At 39.9% G+C, this 21,511-nt stretch carries 13 protein-coding genes; 8 read left to right on the top strand and 5 right to left on the bottom strand.

The features are described from left to right. Positions 1 to 11: 11 nt before the first annotated feature. The 5 genes from hisS to UABAM_RS01295 all read left to right on the top strand — a co-directional run bounded on the left by hisS (position 12) and on the right by UABAM_RS01295 (position 6,597). Positions 12 to 1,508, top strand: coding sequence for a histidine--tRNA ligase (gene hisS, locus UABAM_RS01315; RefSeq protein WP_151966184.1), 1,497 nt, complete (start codon positions 12 to 14; stop codon positions 1,506 to 1,508). A 276-nt stretch (positions 1,509 to 1,784) separates the two neighbouring features. Then, on the top strand, positions 1,785 to 2,879 hold the full coding sequence (locus UABAM_RS01310; RefSeq protein WP_151966183.1) for a type IV pilus twitching motility protein PilT: 1,095 nt from the start codon (positions 1,785 to 1,787) through the stop codon (positions 2,877 to 2,879). Positions 2,880 to 2,898: 19 nt separating this feature from the next. Continuing rightward, positions 2,899 to 3,816, top strand: coding sequence for a hypothetical protein (locus tag UABAM_RS01305; RefSeq protein WP_151966182.1), 918 nt, complete (start codon positions 2,899 to 2,901; stop codon positions 3,814 to 3,816). A gap of 17 nt (positions 3,817 to 3,833) precedes the next feature. Next, a complete protein-coding gene (gene rnc / locus UABAM_RS01300; RefSeq protein WP_151966181.1) occupies positions 3,834 to 4,916 on the top strand; it encodes a ribonuclease III in 1,083 nt (360 codons plus the stop codon). Positions 4,917 to 5,109: 193 nt separating this feature from the next. Then, a complete protein-coding gene (locus tag UABAM_RS01295) occupies positions 5,110 to 6,597 on the top strand; it encodes a DUF3536 domain-containing protein (RefSeq protein WP_151966180.1) in 1,488 nt (495 codons plus the stop codon). Positions 6,598 to 6,960: 363 nt separating this feature from the next. Here UABAM_RS01295 and UABAM_RS01290 read toward each other — a convergent pair whose 3' ends face one another. Further along, positions 6,961 to 7,881 carry a glycosyltransferase gene (locus UABAM_RS01290; protein ID WP_151966179.1) on the bottom strand — a complete coding sequence of 307 codons (921 nt, stop codon included), beginning with the start codon at positions 7,879 to 7,881 and terminating at the stop codon, positions 6,961 to 6,963. 29 nt (positions 7,882 to 7,910) lie between these two features. Here UABAM_RS01290 and UABAM_RS01285 point away from each other — a divergent pair, with 29 nt between their 5' ends. From UABAM_RS01285 to UABAM_RS01275, 3 genes are read left to right on the top strand one after another with little or no spacing between them, the layout of a single operon-like run. Further along, positions 7,911 to 9,044 carry a glycosyltransferase family 4 protein gene (locus tag UABAM_RS01285; protein ID WP_151966178.1) on the top strand — a complete coding sequence of 378 codons (1,134 nt, stop codon included), beginning with the start codon at positions 7,911 to 7,913 and terminating at the stop codon, positions 9,042 to 9,044. A 20-nt stretch (positions 9,045 to 9,064) separates the two neighbouring features. Continuing rightward, entirely contained in the window at positions 9,065 to 9,511 is a 447-nt protein-coding gene (locus UABAM_RS01280; RefSeq protein ID WP_151966177.1) for a hypothetical protein, read from the top strand. 17 nt (positions 9,512 to 9,528) lie between these two features. Further along, complete coding sequence (locus UABAM_RS01275) at positions 9,529 to 12,723, top strand: response regulator (protein WP_151966176.1); 3,195 nt, start codon at positions 9,529 to 9,531, stop codon at positions 12,721 to 12,723. Between the two features lie 103 nt (positions 12,724 to 12,826). On the opposite strand, the gene UABAM_RS01270 is transcribed toward UABAM_RS01275, so the two are convergent. The 4 genes from UABAM_RS01270 to UABAM_RS01255 form a co-directional block, all read right to left on the bottom strand. Then, a complete protein-coding gene (locus tag UABAM_RS01270; RefSeq protein WP_151966175.1) occupies positions 12,827 to 15,448 on the bottom strand; it encodes an FAD-binding and (Fe-S)-binding domain-containing protein in 2,622 nt (873 codons plus the stop codon). A 517-nt stretch (positions 15,449 to 15,965) separates the two neighbouring features. After that, positions 15,966 to 16,481 carry a HEAT repeat domain-containing protein gene (locus UABAM_RS01265; protein ID WP_151966174.1) on the bottom strand — a complete coding sequence of 172 codons (516 nt, stop codon included), beginning with the start codon at positions 16,479 to 16,481 and terminating at the stop codon, positions 15,966 to 15,968. 243 nt (positions 16,482 to 16,724) lie between these two features. Beyond that, the gene (gene hmgA / locus UABAM_RS01260; protein WP_151966173.1) at positions 16,725 to 18,017 is read right to left on the bottom strand and encodes a homogentisate 1,2-dioxygenase; all 1,293 of its coding nucleotides are present in this window, start codon (positions 18,015 to 18,017) and stop codon (positions 16,725 to 16,727) included. Continuing rightward, positions 18,014 to 21,511 carry a protein kinase domain-containing protein gene (locus UABAM_RS01255; RefSeq protein ID WP_173013069.1) on the bottom strand — a complete coding sequence of 1,166 codons (3,498 nt, stop codon included), beginning with the start codon at positions 21,509 to 21,511 and terminating at the stop codon, positions 18,014 to 18,016. The genes hmgA and UABAM_RS01255 overlap by 4 nt, the downstream gene beginning before the upstream one ends.

Raw genomic sequence — 21,511 nt, 5'->3', positions numbered from 1 at the left:
AGGTTAACTTCATGACTCAGGGAAGAAAATATAAACTTCAACCTCGTTTAATCAAAGGTTTTCGTGATATTTTTGCCGAAACTTACCTTGCACGTCAGTGGATGATCGAGCAAGTTCGTTCTGTTTACGAAAAGTACGGCTTTGTACCTCTTGAAACTCCTGCTCTCGAATATGTCGACAATTTGGGTAAACATATCCAGGAAACAGATAGCGCCGAAGAGGGGATCTTTGCCTTTCGCGATGATGATGAAGAACTCATTGCACTGCGCTATGATTTAACAGCACCTCTTTCGCGAGTATTCGCTCAATACACTGAACTGACCCGTCCATTCCGCCGCTATCAACTAGGAACGGTATGGCGAGATGAAAAGCCAGGACTTGGAAGATTTCGCGAGTTTTACCAATTTGACATTGACATTGTTGGTAGTAACAAGATGTCTGCTGAAGCTGAAATTTGCAGCGTTATTTGCGAATGTATGGAAAAATTGAATATTAAACGTGGTGAATATTTAGTGCGGGTGAGCAATCGCAAAATTGTCAATGCGATGATGGAAAGTTGCGGAATCGATCATTCTGACGAAAAAGGCAATCCCACATTTAAGTGTTTAACAACACTTAGAGCGATTGATAAGCTTGATCGCCTTGGTATGTCGGGAGTGGTAGATCTCTTAGGTAAAGGTCGCAAAGACGAAACGGGAGACTTTACCAAAGGGGCTGAATTGACATCGGCACAAATAGATTGTATCCAGAAATATCTTGCTGTCAGTAGTGAAAATCGTCAAAAAGCGTGTGATGAACTATTTGAGATTGTAAAAGATACCGAAGTAGGACAAGAAGGTATCGACGAATTACGACAAATCGATAACATTTTACAAGTTCTAAAAATTGACGAAGAACGCGTGGTCTTTGATCCTACGATTGTACGAGGCCTCAACTACTATACAGGGCCAGTTTTTGAAACAGTGCTAACTACTTGCAAAAATGAAAAAGGCGAGGAGGTCGGTTTTGGTTCGGTGTTTAGTGGTGGACGCTATGATGGCCTCATTGAACGTTTTACCGGACAAAAAGTTCCGGCAACAGGTGCATCGATTGGTTTAGATCGCCTATTAGAGGCACTTAAGGTGAGTGGTCGCATTAAACAACGTAAAGCCACAGCGCAAGTATTCGTCACCACCATGGATAAAAACCTAACTGCCGAGTATCACAAACTAGCACACAGCTTACGTGAAGCAGGTCTTAACACAGAACTTTTCATGGGAAAAGGCAAGCTGAACAAGCAACTGAAATACGCAGACCGTTGGGATATTCCCGTAGCCCTACTTCTCGGTAGCAACGAACTAGCAGAGGGAACGGTTAGTATTAAAGATCTTTACCACGGTAGAGAAATTGCGACAGAAATTGCCGACCGCGAAGTGTGGAGAAAAGAGCAACCCGCACAGATGACTGTTTCGCGAGAAAATTTGGTGGTAGAGATTAAAAATATCTTAGAAAAATATGGTTTAAATTAATTTTTAAGATCTTACAAACACAAAATAAACTTCGGTAAATTTGAAGTTTATTTTGTGCAAAACACTTTCTCATGACACAACTCCCAAAAATATATAACACCCCCTAAACTTTTTTCCCACAAAAACGTCATAATAAAATGTAGTTCCCCTAATTGCTGTTGACTTAAACGTTATGAATATATAAACTTTATATAAAGTAAATTTGAGTGCTTTTGAAAATAAGAACCTTTTCTTATTTTGCAACTACAATTGATATCGCTCTAGAGGTGGATTACTATGGATATCTCTAAATTTTTTAGATACATGATTGCACAGGGAGCTTCCGACTTGTACTTGAAAACAAACAGTCGTCCTTCCGTGCGCATTGATGGAAAAATACGCTTTATCGCCGATGTACCTTTATCGGAAGATAATATGTGGAAGGTTTTTGATCGCTTACTCGACGAGGCCAACAAAGAAAATTTTAATGAGACAGGTGGTGCAGACTTTTCCATTGCCATACCGAACGTTGGCCGATTTCGTGCGAACGTTTTCCGTCATATGAGTCAGCTTGGTATGGTCTTTCGCCATGTTCAAGAAAAAATTCCCTCTTTTGAACAGCTAGGCCTTCCCGTAAAAGGCCTACAACATCTATCGAGTCGTAAGCGTGGTTTAGTACTGGCAACAGGAATTACCGGTAGTGGAAAATCTACAACCCTCGCCTCGATGTTGCAGTATATAAACTTGAATTTTTCGAAACATATCGTAACCGCAGAAGACCCTATTGAATATGTATTCAAAGAAAAGTTATGTATATTCAGTCAAAGAGAAGTCGGAATTGACACCGAAAGTTTTACGCAAGCTTTGCGCCACGCGATGCGTCAAGCCCCTGACGTAATACTCATTGGTGAGATGCGCGATGTGGAGACTGTCGAAGCGGCGATTAATGCTGCGGAGACCGGGCACTTAGTTTTCTCGACACTTCACACCCTGAATGCGATGCAAACGGTAGAACGTATTGTGATGTTTTTTCCACCTCACCAACATGACATGCTACGTCAACAGTTAGGTTTACTTCTCGAAGGTATTATTTCAACACGTCTTATTCGTAAAAAAGACGGCAAAGGACGTGTACCTGCCGTAGAGTTGTTGTTAAAGACGCCGACTATTCGCGATGTGATTTCCGAAGGTAGAACTTTGGATATTCCCAAGGCGATTTACGAAGGCTACGACTACTATGGTACAATGACTTTCAATCAATCTTTGGTTGCGTTAGTCAAAAGTGAGATCATCACCCTTGAAGCGGCAAAAGCGGCCTCTGATAAACCAGAAGAACTGGCGATGGAACTTCGCGGTATCTCACGGGGAACTTCAATGAAAAATCCACGTTAATATAAGAAAGGAAGTTCAGATGCCTATAAAAACAATAAAAAAGATGATTTGGCTTGCAAGTAGCTTTTTTAGTTTGCTGTTATGCGGTGCTTTATTTATGGTGTTTTTTATTTCCACTGTTGACGCGCAAAAAGTACCCAAGTTGCCTCCTGAACCTCAGAGAAACAACAGTAAAAAAACAACCCTAATCCAACTCAGTGCGTTGTGGAAAACAGATTTTAATGCGAAACAGCCCGTCAGGCAAGTTGTTAGAGTAACACAGCAACCGGTGCGCCAAGCTCCAAAGCTGGAAAGTATATTACCGCGCTACTTGCAAATACACAGTATCCTCAATGAAGGATTTGCCATTGTTATTTTGAATAGACGGCAAAAGATGATTATGCGTCCTTTTGACCAAAAGGCAGAAGACACCTTCCTTGATCTAGGCGACGAATCGCAACGCCCTTGGGAAGTATCGATACCTGGAAAAAAACTCATTTTAATTAAAATCGACTATGAGCAAGGTATTTTATTTCAAAACGCCAACGACGAAAAAGAACAAGGGTGGCTCAAACCGTCCAAAGATGGTGGCTTTGGAAGATCTGTACGCAAAATACCTAAAAGTCGCCAAATTGGTGAAAACCAATGGATGGTTACGCGTGATGAAGCACGGAAAATGTACGAAGAGTACGACAAATACATTGGGGAAATGGCATTAAAACCTCACAATGACGGTATTTGGGTACGTCGTGTTCCCGAGGGATCCAAAGCGGCCTTTTATGGATTGCAAAAAAATGATATTGTGGTGGATTTCAACGGTACACCACTAAAACTGGAAGAGCTTTCCTCGAAAAATAACATACGTAAAATGGCGAGAAAATATCGCAAAATGAAAAGTTTTCGACTTAATATTATACGCAATGGACAAAAAATGACCTTGCGCTTTGATAAACCATAGTACGAGAAAGGTTAACTTTGGTAGATTCTCAAACACTAGAAAAGTGTGAAAACAGCATTGGCTACGTTTTTAAAGATAGAGCCCTACTTGTGAGGGCTCTAACACATGCCTCTTTGAGAAAAGAAAGCGGTACCTGTAACGAACGTCTTGAATTTCTTGGGGATGCAGTGCTCGGATTGGTGGTTTCTGATTTTCTTTTTCACACATTTCGCGATTTCGACGAAGGTGATCTGAGCTTGATTAAATCGATTGTTGTTTCGCGTGCAACACTTGCCAAACAAGCGCGTGTTTTGCGTCTGCCCGACTTTTTTTCTTTTGCCAACCCCAACAAGGAAGAAAAAGGAAATAAAATACCCAACTCCGTGTTGGCAAACGTCTTTGAAGCGATCATCGGTGCTATTTACATTGACAGTGGTTTGGCAGAGTCGCGAAAATTTATTTTAGCGTCTTTACGCAACGATATTGAATCGGCCATCAAAAACCCATATCAAAAGAACTACAAAACACTGCTGCAATTTATCGCCCAAAAATACCTGGGCACAACACCTAGTTATAAAATACTCGGCATGAAAGGTGCCAATCATGAAAAGGTGTTTATTGCATGTGCGATTATAGGAAAACGCAAGTTTTTGGCAGCAGAAGGTCCCAATAAAAAAGAAGCAGAACAACTAGCCGCCCATGCAGCATTACAAATTCTTTCCTTAGAAGATCCGGTCATTGCCGAGAATATACGCCGTAATCTATCGGTGGAAGACAGTAAAAAAGATAAACCTTTGGCAAAAACTCCCAGTCTATTCCATAATTCAAAATCTTTACTACAACATGTTACACAAAAAAATAAACTTCCGTATCCAGAGTACAAACGTATTCACATTGAAATTGAAAATGAGCGCAAATTTTTTTATATTGCGGTACAAATTGGTGGACGGAGATTTCCCGAAGCAAAAGCAACAAAAGTAAAAGAGGCAGAAAGACTGGCGGCACGCAATGCGCTGGATATTCTTGCGGAAGACTATGCAAAGACTGGGGCAAATAACGACTTAACTTTTTTCCCTGCGGAATACATAAACAACCCTCCTTTATGGCATAAACTCAATTAGTCCTTATCCAAAAGCTACCTCTATCCATAACCTTCCTGTTGAAATAGTTTAAAGACATGCTACTCCGCAGTGAATCGTGACATAACTATGATTACAGTAAGATAAATACAACACAATATTTAAGATTGAAATTTCTTTTAGAAAGGAAATACGGGGTTACTTCGATTAAGGTAAGAAAATCTCGTAGTACACCATGGACAAGTACATCTGCATACACGGTCATTTTTATCAGCCTCCACGTGAAAATCCGTGGACCGGAGAAATTGAAAAACAAGAATCTGCTGCACCCTATCACGATTGGAACGAGCGCATTACCGCAGAGTGCTATGACCCAAACAGTCATTGTGAAATATTTAATGGCGATGGCGCGAAGGTCAAAGATCAAAACAATTACGCATACACAAGTTTTAATTTTGGACCAACACTCTTGTCATGGATGGCGCGCAACAGTAAAGAAGCCTATGAAGCGATAATACATGCCGATGCAGAAAGTATGAAAAACTTTAACGGTCACGGTTCTGCGATTGCACAAGTATACAATCACATAATCATGCCACTAGCAAACCAACGCGACAAAGAAACGCAAATTATCTGGGGAATAAAGGATTTTGAGCATCGCTTTAAGCGCAAACCCTTAGGAATGTGGTTGGCTGAAACGGCTGTAGACACAGCAACATTGGAACTTTTGGCACAACATGAAATTCAGTTTACGATTTTAGCACCACGCCAAGCAAAAGAAATTCGTAAAATAGGTACGGAGCACTGGGATTCAGTGGCGTATGAAAAAGTAAATCCGTTTCGCGCGTATTTATGTAAACTACCGTCGGGGAAAAGCATACATTTATTTTTTTATGACGGGCCCATTTCACAAGACATCGCCTTCAACAATTTGTTAGCCAATGGCGAATCGTTTGCCAATCGTCTTCTGGATGTACTTTTTCATGGAGATGCCCAGGTAGTACATATTGCAACAGACGGTGAAACGTATGGACACCACCACGCTTTTGGTAATAAAGCTTTGGCGTATTGTCTACACCATGTCAACAACAATCCTCACGCAAAATTAACGGTGTATAGTGAGTTTTTACAAAAATTCCCTGCAGAATATGAAGTTCGCATTTTTGAAAATTCGTCTTGGAGTTGTGTACATGGGGTCGAGAGGTGGCGTAGTAACTGTGGATGTGGATCTGAAGGCGGTGGGCAACAACAATGGCGTGATCCTTTGCGCAGGGCGATGAGTTGGCTTGTAGAGAAGAGTGCGCAAGTATATGAAAAGCAAATGAAAAAATATAACGTAGATCCATGGGAAATACGCAATTGCTACATAGAACTGATCCTGGAACATGGTATTGATGATATCAATGCGTTTTTTAAAAATCATTTTCCGAAGCGCTTAAGTAACCGTCATAAAAATAAAATATTGCGGCTACTCGATATGCAACATCAGTCTTTATTAATGCAAACAAGTTGTGGATGGTTTTTTGAGGAAATTTCGCGTTTAGAGGGCGTACAGGTGATGGCATATGCTCGTAAATGCTTAGAATTAGCGCAAAAGTTTTGCTTTTTTTCTCTGGAGAAACAATATTGCCACATTTTAGAAGAGGCGCAAAGCAACATGGAACAGTATAAAAATGGAGCCGATGTCTACCGGCAAATCGTAAAGAAAATACCGCGTAGCTAATGAAGTATAGAAAGATGCGAGTATGCGATAACCTAAATCGTAACTCTCCCAGGTTGTTCTCTGGAACTACAAAACAAAATGGCTTTGCAATTTTGACCGTAAGTAATAACAGTACAACACTTTATACGACCAAGTTGTACAATCCCAACAGCAAGTTGAAGTAATTTCATTTTAATAAAACAACAGCGAGCTGTCGGGTACGGTCATCCCTGGTTTGACCAGGGATCCAGGCGTTCACAAGTCGACTTTGAGTGTAGATTCCTGCTTCCGCAGGAATGACACCCTGGTTACGTAGTTCAAAAAGTGTTGAAAAAACGCAACTTTGGTTCGAGTCTACTATTATAGATATAGACCGCATACCAATTACGACCTACGTTTTTTTAAATATTCACTCAAAGCCCCCTTACACCAAAAAAGTTGTTTGGCAATAGGAAATTTTTTGGCTTTTGGGTGAAATACGTGCAAAAAGTATCGTAGTGACAAAGTCACTCTTTGAATCCATATAAAATAGGGAACACCAAAAATAAAAGGGCATGTCAATTTTTGGTAATGAGCGTAGCCACGGCCCGCTAAATAATATCGGCGACATAGCCACTGAAAGTTGAGCTGATCTTCGCGAATCACATGTTGCACTTTTGCTTTGGGCACATAAATGAATTCAAATTGTTGATTTTTTAACCGTTGCAGCAAATCCGTTTCACCGCCCATGATATACTCGCTGTTGGATTTATTTTGTTTTGGACCAAGATTCTCATTGTATTGAAATTTTGCCATTATGTCGCTGCGAATCGCTAGATTTGCACCAAATGGTGTGAACTCAATCGGACCTTCCTCGACACTGTGTTGGTATTTTGCAAAGGCGATGCTTTTGGTATTTTCATCAATATCTTCAATCCACTGTGGAGTATTAGGAGGCATCAATGGCGTTATTGTTCCACCAAATATAGAGTGTTGTGGCCATCGTGAGGTAGCGTTCATTAGTTCTTGTAGCCACATTTGATCAGGAATAATGTCATCGTCGGTGAAAACGATCCATTCGCTGTCAACAATTCTAAGTGCTTTGTTGAGAGCCAAATTTTTTCCAGGTCTTTTTTCTTCTAAGATCGTCAGTGGAAGTAATTCACAATATTTTTGTAGAATTTGTGGTGTTCTGTCATCGCTTCCATTGTCGACAACGATTATTTTCCATGATATGAGCTGTGTATTTATATTTGTGAAGCCCGAAAGAGTTCTATCCAACGAAGCAGCCCGATTTCTCGTCGAAAGAATAACATTGATTTTCATTTACGTAGATCCTAAAAGATAGGTTTATAATGGTAAAGGTATGCTTTATCTCTCATTCATCTCAAAAATGGGGAGCCGAAAAATTCCTATTAGAAACTGTGTTACAACTACGAGATCAGATAGAAATTGTCGTCCTGCTTCCCAACAATGGTGCGTTATGCGAAGATCTACAAAAATACGATATTGATCACCACATAATACCATATACGTGGTGGGTAGGAAAAAATATTTCCATTATTAAAGGTGTGGTAAAACTAGTACATTCGCTATTTGTGGGTATGTACATTGCCTACAAGTTAAAAAAAATGAAATGCGATGTTGTTTTCAGCAACACATGCACCATTTGTGTCGGTGCCATCGCAGCACAGGTTCTACGGATAAAACACGTGTGGTTTACACATGAATTTTTATGGGAAGATCATCAACTACGGTTTCATTTAGGAAAAAATATCTCTACTTTTTTGATGGATAAACTTTCTCATCACTGTGTGGTAAATTCTTACGCTGTTTACGAAAGTTTCACCAAGAACCTTTCTCGTCGCGAAAAATGGAGGGTTATGTATCAACCTGTTACTTTACATTTTTCTCCCAAACCCATATCCATAGTCGCGAAAAAAAATTTCAGATGTATGATCTTAGGAGCTATCAAAGACAACAAAGGACAAAAAGATGCCATTGCTGCCGTATATCTATTAAAAGAAAAGTATTCTATTTGTGCAGAGTTGTTTATAATAGGTGATGGAAAATCGGAATATGTGAACGAATTAAAAAAACAAGTCTGCGAACATGATATGCAGGAGCAGATTATCTTTATTCCGTACGTAGAGTTTGCGGCTTCGTGGATGAATGAAACGGATATCGTTTTAGTTTGTTCAAAAAACGAAGCCTATGGCCGTGTTACCGTAGAAGCGTTTCTATCAAAAAAAAGTGTTGTTGGATCTGCCAGTGGCGGGACATGCGAACTGCTAAAAGATGACAACAACGGCTTGTTGTATGAGCCCGGTAATATCGAGCAATTGGCAAAAAAAATCAAAATATTGCATGACAGTGAGACGTTAAGAAACGAAATAGCAGAGAGAGCTTATCTTTGGGCTGAAGACAACATTTCGTGGCAAAAATATAATAAAGAATTATGCGAAATCTTATCTGTACAAAGTGAATAAATCTATTTGGGAGGAAAAAAATGCCATCAGCAGATTTCATTATAAGAACAGGTGATTTTATTCAAATATCCATGAATCCCCCGGAGTCATACCCCACTCTTGCAGCACCGATCCCTCTTGTAGGAAGTGGAACAACAGTAAATGCCGTGGCTATGGCGATTTGCTTAGAAGGTGATGAGACACCACAGCTTCTTTTAGCTCCACAGCCATATCAATCTCCTACCTTCTATACCACTCCAGGCATGGGGACGGTCACAATAAAACTTGGATCAAGTAATAAAACAGCAAAGACGAAAAATGGCAAAGCTATTTTAATCAAAGGACAACCCTTTAACGCAGAGTTTAACGTAACTGTTCCCGCTACCTATGTAAATGAAGCCAGTGGTGTTACAACCACCGATCCTGTGTCGAAAAAAACAGGAACTGTACAATTTATAACAACAAATGCGACAGTGAAGGCTAGCTAAAAGGAAGGAAATTAGATATGCACATACTCATAGCTGTAAAAAAAGAACTTGCTATCGGTAGTATGCTAATTTCTGCTGTTCGCGATAATGGTTACACCCCAGTTGTTGTCAGTGATGGCTTTGAAGCTTGGCAACAAATACTGAAGATTCATACTTTTGCTCTGGTAATTTTACAGGATGACCTGGAGCACATGAGCGGAGTAGAAATTTGTCGCCGTTTAAGTAGTGAGCAATTCAAAAATATGTTTTATACTGTTTTAGTGATCGAAAACTACTCCCTTGCTGTTTCCTCTAAATATGTTGATGACTATATAACGAAAACAATAACCCCCATTGAGCTTAATGTAAAAATCAACTGTATTTTAAACCACATTCATCGCTATAGAAATGTATTTCGTCAGGCACAAATAAATGTAGTGGATGAAATACTTATTGTGGAAGATGACGATATTTCGCGTACCGTTGTGGCCAGTCTTATTAAAAAATTTGGTTATCACAGCTGCGAAGCAGCGGATGGCGAACAGGCGTTAGAATATTTTTACAGCCATTCTTTTCCACGCATAGTGATTCTAGATTGGATGCTACCAAAAATTTCCGGTATTGATGTGTGTCAAAAAATACGGCAAATGAAAAATGAAGAGCCTATCTACATCATTTTTCTTACAGCGAAAAATACACCTGAAGACATAGAAAGTGGTTTTTATGAAGGCGCGGACGATTATTTAACAAAGCCTTTTTCTGTAAGTGAACTACATGCACGAATAGAAGTGGGGATACGTTACGTCAACACCCAATTACAAATCCGAAAACGTATTCAAGAAGCAGAGATTAGCTACGAAAATATATTTCAAAACTCTCCGCAAGGTGTCTTTCGCGTAAATACTAAAGGAGAACTGCTACTCATCAATCCTGCTTTTGCAAAAATTTGTGGATATCTTAGCTCCCAAGAAATGAAAGAAGAAATTAAGCACATCTCTCAACTGTATGGCAATACGCAATATTTTCAAAACATATCTGAAAAATTACAACTCAACATTAGTATTTGCGAAGAAACGGAAATAAAATGTTGCGATGCTCAAAGTAAGTGGATTTCACAGCAATTTACCATTAACTATGATGGCACTGGAAACCAGTATATTGATGCCTTTGTACAAGACATCTCCGAGCGCAAAAAAGGCGAACTAAAGTTACACAAATTAAATCAACATTTAGAAGAGCGTGTTGAGCAGCGCACCGAAGAAGTCGAAAAGGCACGAGAATTTTTTTACCTTATTCTCGATACATTGCCATCACACATCGCCGTACTTGATGAGCAAGGAGTGATTATTTTTGTCAATAAAGCATGGCGTAGTTTCGGAGACGAAAATGGTTTGGGAATAGAGCAACATTGTGTGGGAAGTAACTATGTGGATATATGTTTAAATACGATGGGGCCAGAACGTAAAGAAGTGGTGAATAGTGCTTATAAACTAAAACAAATACTTGCTGGACATCTCACTCATTTTAGCCATGAGTACCCATGCCATAGTCCCAAAGAGGATCGCTGGTTTAATGTACATGCGGTACGTTTTTGTTTTGATGGCCGCGCACATGTGGTTGTGTCACATGAAAAAATCACGGAACTAAAGCTCGCGGAAAAAGAGTCTCTTAAAGCTCGCGATGAAGCGCGCATTGCCAATGAGGCCAAAAGTCAGTTTTTGGCAAATATGTCTCATGAAATTCGCACGCCACTCAATGCGATTATCGGCATCAATACTCTGATGAAAAATACCCACTTAACCCCAAGACAACTAGATTATGTGCACAAAGTTGACCTAGCTTCGCGCAATTTACTCGCCATCATTAACGATATATTAAATTTATCGAAAATTGAATCAACGAAGATCCAACTAGAGTCCACTTGGTTTGACGTTCATGACGTCTTTGAACGCATCACCAGCGTTTGTATGCTAAACATTGAGCAAAAGCAACTAGACTTTATTATCGAAGTAGACGATGATGTTCCGCAGCAACTTGTCGGAGATCCTGTACGTTTGACACAAATACTCATCAATTTAATCAATAACGCCACCAAGTTTACGGAGTATGGAGAAGTGATACTTCGATTGAGCATGCATGATAAAAATGACGAAAATTTTTATCTACAGTTTACAGTCAAAGATACCGGTATCGGAATACCCCAGGAGCGCAGTGAGGAACTTTTTGAAGCGTTTACACAAGCAGATACTTCCACAACCAGAGAATATGGTGGAACAGGTTTAGGACTTAGTATATGCAAACAACTTGTACAGATGATGCAAGGCAAAATTTGGGTAAAAAGTCGTGAGGGCTATGGAAGCGAATTTAGTTTTATCATACCATTCGTCATCACAGAAGATCATGCCAACGCTGTAGAAACATCGCGTATGGAGAGAATTTTACAAGACGACAAAACATTGGAAGAAAGAACGATCCTCATCGTAGAGGACAATGAAATTAACCAAGAGGTGATTAAGGAGCTACTTGAGGCCCAAAATTTAAAGACAGTCATTGCCAATAATGGTTTGGAAGCTCTTAACATGCTGAAAATTAGTTCAGAAACAGAGTTTTGTGGTATATTGATGGATTTGCAAATGCCCACGATGTGTGGTATGGAAGCCATTGGTCTTTTACGTGATTTAGATCACTGTAAACAAATCCCGGTTATTGCGCTTACCGGAGACGTAATGAGTGAGACAAAAGACTCTGTTCTTGATGCGGGATTTAACGACTACTTAACGAAGCCAGTTGAGGTCGAAGAACTTTTTCGCGTGTTGAAAAAATGGCTCAGCAGTAAAAAAACGGAGCAAGAAAACGCAACATCTACAGAATGGCAAACATTACTAAATTCCATTGAGGGAGTTAACGTAGAAATGGGATTACAAAGGGTTGCCGGTAACGAAAATTTGTATTGTAAACTTCTAAAGCAATTTTTCGAGAAATACATAAAACTCAGTTCAAATTTAGAGGAACTCTGGGAAAATAAAGATGTGGAACAACTCAAGAAATTATGTCATATGGTTAAGGGAACAGCAGGGAACTTAGGAATGGATACTCTATATGAAAGAATGAATGAGTTAGAAAAGGCGATTCATTTACAAACGACGAACATGGACCTCTTTTTTAGAGAGGCATACGATGAGGTTTGCCGCATTATAAATACATTGAGTATTTTTAAAGACTTTGCAACATAATCGTTTACGATTCCAATGCCGTTGTCTTGGGCGTTTTTAAAATTCCGTGACCACGACTAAGGTCATGGTCACGGAATTTTACCATCCCTAAGTTTGACAATAATTATCCCTGCATAAATTTATCAAACCACACAATGGGATGCTCACTGTGTATTTGATGACGTTGCGCCATTTCTCTACATGAACGACCTGTCAAAGCAATAGGAGAGTCTTTGCACTCCTTTAACTGCGGTATAAAACTATCTTCGGAGATTTTCATGGCCAAATCATAATTTTCTTTTTCGTAGCCAAAACTCCCTGCCATACCACAACATCCAGAAACAATCAGTTTTACATCGCACACCATATCGAGTAATTCTTTTGATTTTAATCCCAAATGCATAGCTTTTTGGTGGCAATGAGCGTGATAAAAGACTTGTTGCTTTTGCGAATTTTTTTGCTCTTGCGTTTGCTCTTTCATGACCGCGAGTAAGTAATCTTCTAAAAGAATAAATTGTTCACGGTGGGAGAATGACTTGTCTAACTTGATGGCATCGTCGCGTAACATCGACAAACAAGAAGGTTCGACAACTACAATTTTTTTGTCTTGAGGTAGTTGTAGTTTTGTGACTTGTTTCTTCGCGTAGTCTAGCACTCCTTTAGAGAAAGCAGGTCGGCCACAACAGCCCACGTACAGCGGATATACTTTATGGTTTAATTTTTCAAACACACTCATTGCTGCAAAACCAATTTGTGGTTCGTAAAATTCAATGTGGGTGTCGATAAATAGATATGCCGTGCATTCCTCTACTTTCCACGGACATTTGTAGTTGTGACTGAAGCGTTTTTTTGTAGGGGTTGGTAACGTACAGTCAGGATGAATGCCCACTATTTTTTTGGTTAGCGACTTAAACGGTATGCCGAAAGCACTTCCTAGTTTTGACAGCGTGGAAAAATGCGCAAAAAAGCGATCGCGCCATGTGGGGCCGGCCATATACAAATATTCTGCTTTTAGTATGGCCATATCCACCTGCGAAGGACATTCACGATGACATCCTTTGCATGCCAAGCAACTTCGCAGAGATGACTGTAACTCTTTGTCTACCGGTTTACCTTCTAACCACGCAGATAATAGATTGGCTCTTCCACGTGTGGAAAGTGCTTCGTCTCCTGTTACTTGAAATGAGGGGCACATAACACCTATTTTTTTACGGCAAGCGCCTTCTCCGTTACACTTTTTTACCGCACTTACAAAACCATCTCCTAAAAGAAATGTTTCTTTATTTGGTGTGGCAAAATCTTGGCGAAACTGCGTTTTACCATTTAAACGAAAAATTTGTTTCGGGTCTAAGGCTTTATGTATTTCGGCAAAAGCATTCACAAGATCTTTGCCAAATATTCTTTCCAGGTATGGTCCTTTGGAGCGCCCATCGCCGTGTTCTCCGGTTAGAGTACCGCCTAAATCCACGAGAAGATCGATGCATTCGTCGAGAATATTGTCCATACGTGTTTGATCTTTTTCATCGCTCAGATCAAGAAGAGGACGAATGTGCAAGCATCCCGCAGAGGCGTGCGCGTAGTATGCACCTTCGGTATCGTGCTTTTTTAAAATGGTATCCAAGCGTTTCACATATTCAGGTAGGTCTTGTACCGGGACAGCGCAGTCTTCGATAAAGGGAATAGGTTTACGTTTTTGGTCTATCGACATCAATATCCCTAACCCTTCCTTACGTGTTGTCCAAACCTCTTGCTGTGTTGCCGGATCGTCAATGATCATGTTTGCGTTCATTTGCGTCAACAGTTCTCTTTTGTCTTCGCAATACTCGACGATCAAAATAGCTCCAGGCGAATCCTGTAGTGCCTCTACTTGAAAGTGTGGACTTTTTCGTGCCAGACTCAAAATGGTGTGATCCATAAGCTCTATGGCCGATGGTTTTGTGTCGAGAAGTTTGGGAATATCTTTCATGGCTTCGTAAACACTGTCGTAATAAAACAGAGCCATCTGCGTACGTTGCGGTTTAGGAAATAGTTGAATGTCCGCTTCAATAATAATCCCTAGTTGCCCTTCACTGCCACAAAATATGGGAAGCAGGGACTCAAACTCCATCACTTTTTTGAAGTTTAACCCTGAAGCGTTACGCCATGTTTTTGGCCAGTACTCGGATTCTAAATGCGGTTCAATAATTCCTAGAATACTTTTGGTCAGCGGGTCTTCGCGATCTAAATCTCCTCTAGCAAAAGTGCGAATGGTTCCATCTGCCAAAACAACTTTTGCCTTCAATAAACAATCCACGGCCATTCCATACATAATAGAATGAACACCTGTACCGTTATTGGCAAGGAGACCTCCAATGGTCGAACGATTTGCCGAGGCAGGTGCTGGTCCAAAACGATATCCTGGCTGACAACGACTTATGTCATCCACAACCGCACCCGGTCCGACAGTAGCGATATCTTTGTCTGCCACTATTTTATCCCAGCCGCATAGATCTAAAATAATAGATTCGCTCACCGCTTGACCAGAAAGAGACGTTCCTGCGCCACGTGCAAGTACTGGTATGCCATATTTATGAGCCGTTTTTACAATGGTAACTAAGTGTTGTTCGTCTTCGGGATACATTACACCCAAAGGACGACAACGGTATACCGAAGCATCTGTCGAATACAATGTCGTTAATGCTTCGTTATCTTCTAGGTTCACCTCTTGCTTAAACAACTGTAAATTTTCTTTAGATACCTCTAACATATATATACCTCAGTTATTGTGAATTGTATTATAATTTTGCCTACATCGTATAATTGAGTTGGATGTGTTTAAATTTAACAAAAAAAAAAGCAAAATGAAGAAACTTTTTGAATTTCTTCATTTTGCTTTTGTAAAAAAATATAGTTTAGATGTGTTACTTATTTATGCAAGTTCAGGGAAAAGAGAAACTTCTGACTGAATATCAGTAGCTAATACATCTGTAACTGCAGGGTTCATACCCAATTCGAAATTGATTGTTTGTTGTTGTATACCCATGACATAGATCCTTAAAAAATATGTATTATTTCAGTAAACCATAAAATTATGTTTTACCTATTAAGCAAGAACTATGCCAAAACAACAAAAATCGCGTAAGACACTAAAATACAAAAACTTACGTTTTTCATCTTTATGCCATATATTTATTGCAGTGCATATTTATGGCGCAAAAAAAAAATGGCGCAATAAATTCTATCTCAAAGCGCCATTTTTTTTTTGCAGTTAGATGTTGCGACTTCTACTCTTGGGTAAAGTATTTGGCGTTGAATTGCCACCACTCTTCCCAGTTTTTTTGATTTTCACCACTTTCGTCATGAATAGGTATTAGCGTAAGTTTAGACAAACTACGCGAAGCAGCATCCGCAACCAATTCGTCGTCGTCTTTTGTCGATGATACCAGTGCGCGCACGACAGCACTTTCTCTTACATTTCCCAGTACTTCAACTGCATGAAATCGAACTTCTTCATCTTCATCTTTCAACAAGGTGATGAGTTCTTGTTGTGCCGAACTGGGAGCAAGTTTACCCACAGCAATGATAGATTCGATTGTTTTTTCACTATCAAATGTTTGTGGACTAGAAATGCGATTTTGCAAAAGTTTTTGCAAACCAGGTGCTAACTCCGAATCTTCACTCTCCCCCGCCGCCACAATTTGCTCTAACTCAACTTGTGGATCACCTGTTTTTACATAGTGAAAACTACTACAACCTATCATCATAAGTGTAGAGAAAATACATAAAATAAATTTTGTCATTGTGTCAGCCTTTCTAGGGCTCAATTAGCTAAACGCACCAAATGTAGAAAAAAATATACACTGAGTGTCATTCCTGGCTTGACCAGGAATCCACAAATAAAAGTGTAAAACTCCGTAAAGGTAAAATTTTCTTTCTACATGAGAATTTTTTCTTTTATTGTTTTATCTCTTAAAAAGCGTGGATCCCGCATCAAGTGCGGGATGACAAAGTAAAGCAAATATTTCTTTAATTGGTGACACTCCCTAGTTTTCAGGAGAAAAAATGGCTTTAATACCCTGCCAACAATCTAAATAATTTTTTTGTCGTAATTGTGATTCATGCACTTGCTTTGTCAGTCGATACGGCAAGAAACTTTCAAACATGAATGCCAAGGTTCCTTCCAAATATGTAGGTTTCAACTCAGCATTAGAGGCTTTTTCAAATGTTGTTGCGTCTGGACCATGAGGTGTCATGCGGTTGTGTAAACTAAAGCCTCCCGGAACAAAACCTTCTGCTTTGCCATCGTAGACACCTTCTATGAGTCCCATAAATTCACTCATATAGTTACGGTGAAAATAAGGCGGACGAAAAGTGCGTTCGGCAACTAACCATCGCGAAGGGAACACAACAAAATCGATATTCGCTGTTCCTGGAACACCGCTAGGACATGTTAAAACGGTAAATATACATGGATCTGGGTGATCAAAATTTACGGCGTTGATTGCCTGGAAATTTTGTAAATCGTATTTATAAGGTACGTAATTTCCATGCCATGCAACAACATCTAGCGGCGAGTGAGGAATACTTGCTTCCCACAAATTCCCCAAGTATTTGTTGGTTAAACGAAATTCGCCTTCACGCTCTTCATAGCGCGCAACCGGTGTGAGAAAATCACGTGGGTTCGCTAATCCGTTTGCACCCACTACTCCAAGACCAGGCAAGCGAAACGCCTGTCCATAATTTTCGCAGACATAACCCCGCGATTCGCCTTCCACAGCGACTTGAAATCTTATTCCACGTGGTACGACGCATATTTCTCCAGGACTAACATCCATACTTCCCAATTCGGTATGAATGAGCAACATGCCTTGTTGCGGAACAATCAAAAAGTCTCCGTCAGAGTTATAAAAAAAACGATCTGTCATCGAAGCGTTGGCTACATAAGTATGTACGGCCAAACCAACTTGAGAGTCCACGCTACCATTACCACCGATGGTAATGAGCCCGTCGATAAAGTCTGTTGGCTGTTGCGGGAAAGGGTAAGCTCCCCAACGCATCTGGTTTGGAGATGGCGGTACTTCATCAAATGGGGCACTACGCAAAGATAAGTTGTCGATTTGCTGATATTCCCCCTGAATGACAGAAGGGCGTATACGGTAACACCAAGTTCTTTTATTCTCATCGCGTGGAGCGGTAAATGCTGTTCCACTAATTTGTTCGGCATACAAGCCATGCTTTACTTTTTGTGGGGTATTTTGTCCTTTGGGTAGTGTGTCAGGCAATGCTTCCGATGCAAACTCATTGCCAAAACCACTTAAATATTCAAAATTTCTCATGAAACCTCACTCCAAATCCAATCAATTTCAAATAGACATACTTCATTACTATCACTGGCCGTCAGAACTAATCGATCATCAATGACTTTAAAAACAGAAATATCAGAACGATGTGCCTGAAATTCATATATACATTCACCACTATCTATTTTCCAAAAGCAAATTTTACCTGTGTATGTCGTTCCCAATATGATAGATTCGTCAATGATATCGATATTCTTCAAAATATTATCTACATTAAATTCAGTGACAATATCCATTGTTTGTGCGTGCAGAATGCTAATTTTCTTACTGCGCGAGGTCACAACGATTAGTTGCTGTTTTTTTATGACATCTAACAGGTGCCGCTGGTGGGGTCGCGCGGATTTCTCAATAGTATCTGTGGAAAAATTCCACAGATGTATATTTCCATTCCATTCACAAACAATTGCCTTTTCGTTATCGGCAAATAAAATTTTATAGATACTATCGGTAAATTTTCTCTGCGCTTGTAATTGCTTACTTTGAACATCGTATAAAAAAACATGTCCGTTGCGATCTCCCGAAAGAACATATTTTTCGCATGCACTGATGCAAACACTATTCACCCAATTCTCATGAAGCGACCACATGGCATGTTTGTTCCTGTGCTCCAGATCCCAAACATATACACACTGATCCCACCCTCCCGAAACAGCAAATTTACCGCTTTGACTAATTTGCAGTGCAGAAATAGTGCGTTTATGTCCTTCCAAAACATCTAGGTCATAATCAGTTTGTAGGTTAAGGATTTTTATCGGATCATCACCGCTGCTCATCACGGCAATATTACCATTGTCAATGGAATCTAAATGCCAAATTTGTTGAGGAGTATGTATCATTTTGCGCAGAATACAAGCCTTGACCCCTTCGATGTCAAATTCACTATGCATTGCGCATTTTTTTATTTCTTCTGTAATGCGTGCATTTGCTTCATATCCTGGTATTCGTTGTAAGGAACAAAAGATTTTGTATGCCTCAGCATATTTTTCCTCATTGCACAGTATCTGTGCTTGTCGCATCTTCTGAGGAATAAGAGCAGGGACAGCAATTTGATTTGTTTTCGGTTGTAAAAAGCACGCCTTACGACGTAGTGGAAAGGCCTGTTCAAAGATATTGTTCCATATGGATATGGTACAACCATTGGCCGATACTAGAGTTTTGACGTTATGGGTCATTGCTCCACAAAGAGCTTCTTCGTTAAAGAGAATTGTGATACAGTATTTGAGAGGCAAGTACCAAATTTTCAGCATATCATCTTCATTGCGCGTTAATAAAAAATAGCCATCTTCACTTAGAGATAGAGCCGTTTCGTGATCGTAAGTTTCAATTTGAGACAGCAGTTCTCCGGTTTGCGATTCCCATACGTATATCGCTTCCTCGTCTGTAGACACTAATTCGCCATTATTACCGGCGATAACTGAGCCTCCACGCATATTGTACAGTACTTTTTGCGTTTGGATATCCCATAAATACATATTTTCGTGTTCATCGCAGTAGATCGCATGGTGATCGTCGCACAAAGCAACGTCTTTAATCCAGCCACTACCACCACTGTCTATTGTGGTTAGGCATTCTCCGGTGTTAATGTCCCATACTTTACATGTTCCATCCCAACTACCAGAGGCAATGTAATTTTGAGAAATGTCAATGCTGTCAACACGATCGCTGTGACCTTGCAAATGATGTATACACTCACCAGTTGTCAAATCCCAAAGGCATATTGTGTGGTCCCAACTGGCCGAAACAAGTTTGCTATTGTCGCTATTAATTTTTATTTGGCTAATATGTTTATCGTGTTCTCCGAAGCCAAAGAGTGGAGTATGGTCGACCCCATCCCAAATAATAATATTGCCTTCGCAATCTCCGGAGGCAATGATCGAACCATCTTGAGAGGCATCCATTGCGGTAATTAAGTTCTCGGGGTGATCAAAATACGCCGCCTGCATCCAACCTTCAAGAATGTCGAGGCTTTCGACTTCGGGTATTTCTTCGTTGCTACAAGTATGAAAACCACGAATGGCGCGAATCATATTCGGATTATCGCAAATCACCTGCCTGTAGTAATGGCTAGCTTTTTCTTGAGACTCTTTTGTTACCTCTCTGTCGTAGAGACCTTGCCCTGAAAAAAACTCGGCAGCATGAAGGTTAGCCCAAAAAATATTAGGGTACTTTTCCGTCACTTTTTCCAATAAATTTTGTGTTTCCTCTAACTGTCCTTTATGGAAAAAGTGCGTAGCTCTTCCCAACAAAATCAACATATGGTTGGGGTGTAACTCATGACCTTTTTCCCAGGTGGCAAAGGCTTTTTCTGTTTCTTGGTATTCGTAAAAGGCCGCCCCCAGTCTGTACCAATCGTCACCATTGCAGTCGCTGTGTTGCAAAACCTCTTCAAAAGTGGCGATTGCTTTTTCATGCTCTCCTAAACGGAAATATAGTTCACCTTCTAAACGTTGAGAAACCAATGTTTTTGGCATTTGCGAATGGCAAAATAAAATTTCATCCAAACTTTCTTCAAGACATGAGCCTGTTTCTAACGCTAACAAGGCCTTTGCACACGAAATGCGTTCAATATCTTGTTCTACCAAATGCGTTGTGTCGTCGAGAAACTGATCCAAAGTTTCTAAACCACGACGAAAGTTAAGAAGGTGCCAGTTCCAAGTAGCACTGACACTTGGAGGAGTTTGCGTCATATTGGCAAACCACAGTTGCGCTGCGCGATCTTCATCGTCGACTTCAATATAAGAAAGTGCCTGTTTGTTGGCCTGCTCTATTTCAAATCGCGATGACTTTACCGAATCAAGGTGTAGTTCACCTGTTATCTCTTCGTAAATTTGCTTCAATTGTTCTACCGCAATTTCCAGGCAAGGACTATCGATAAAGTGTTGTAATGTAGGAGGCAACTCATTTTCTTGCAATGTATCCATACTCAAAGCGAACAAGCCTTGCAAAAACTGCTTATAGTTATCTTCACCTTTTTGTTGGTCGTTATCCATGCACAAAAAATCACTTACTTTTACACTAGAGTTTCCACGTGAAATAATTATGTTTTCATGCTTTAAGTTCGCATGCACCATATTTGTATTTGCCGCGTGGTACAACGCTTGGGTAACTTTTATCACGATGTCAATTAGAGACGGTAATGATGTAACATTACCATTCGCCATGTGTTGACGCAGGTTACTACCTTCTACATATTCGGAAATCAAGCAAATATATTCGTCAATTTTGCGTACATAGTACACATTTACTATTTCGTGACATCCCGATAATGATATCCATTTTTTTAAGAAATATATAAATTGTTTTTCCTTTTGCGCATCGGCATAGAGTGACGGACAAAAACATTTCAAGCGAAAAGGGCGATCCCAATTTATATCGTATATTTTGTATGACTTATGTTTTGTATTTTGTGAATCTAAAGCACAGATAACTTTGTACTTTTGAACTAAAATATCTTCATCTTGCCAAAGCAT

This window comes from Candidatus Uabimicrobium amorphum (assembly GCF_009002475.1).
Classification (GTDB): Bacteria; Planctomycetota; Uabimicrobiia; order Uabimicrobiales; family Uabimicrobiaceae; genus Uabimicrobium; species Uabimicrobium amorphum.
Note: the sequence above shows the minus strand (reverse complement) of the source record. Positions and strands in the feature narration are given on the sequence as shown.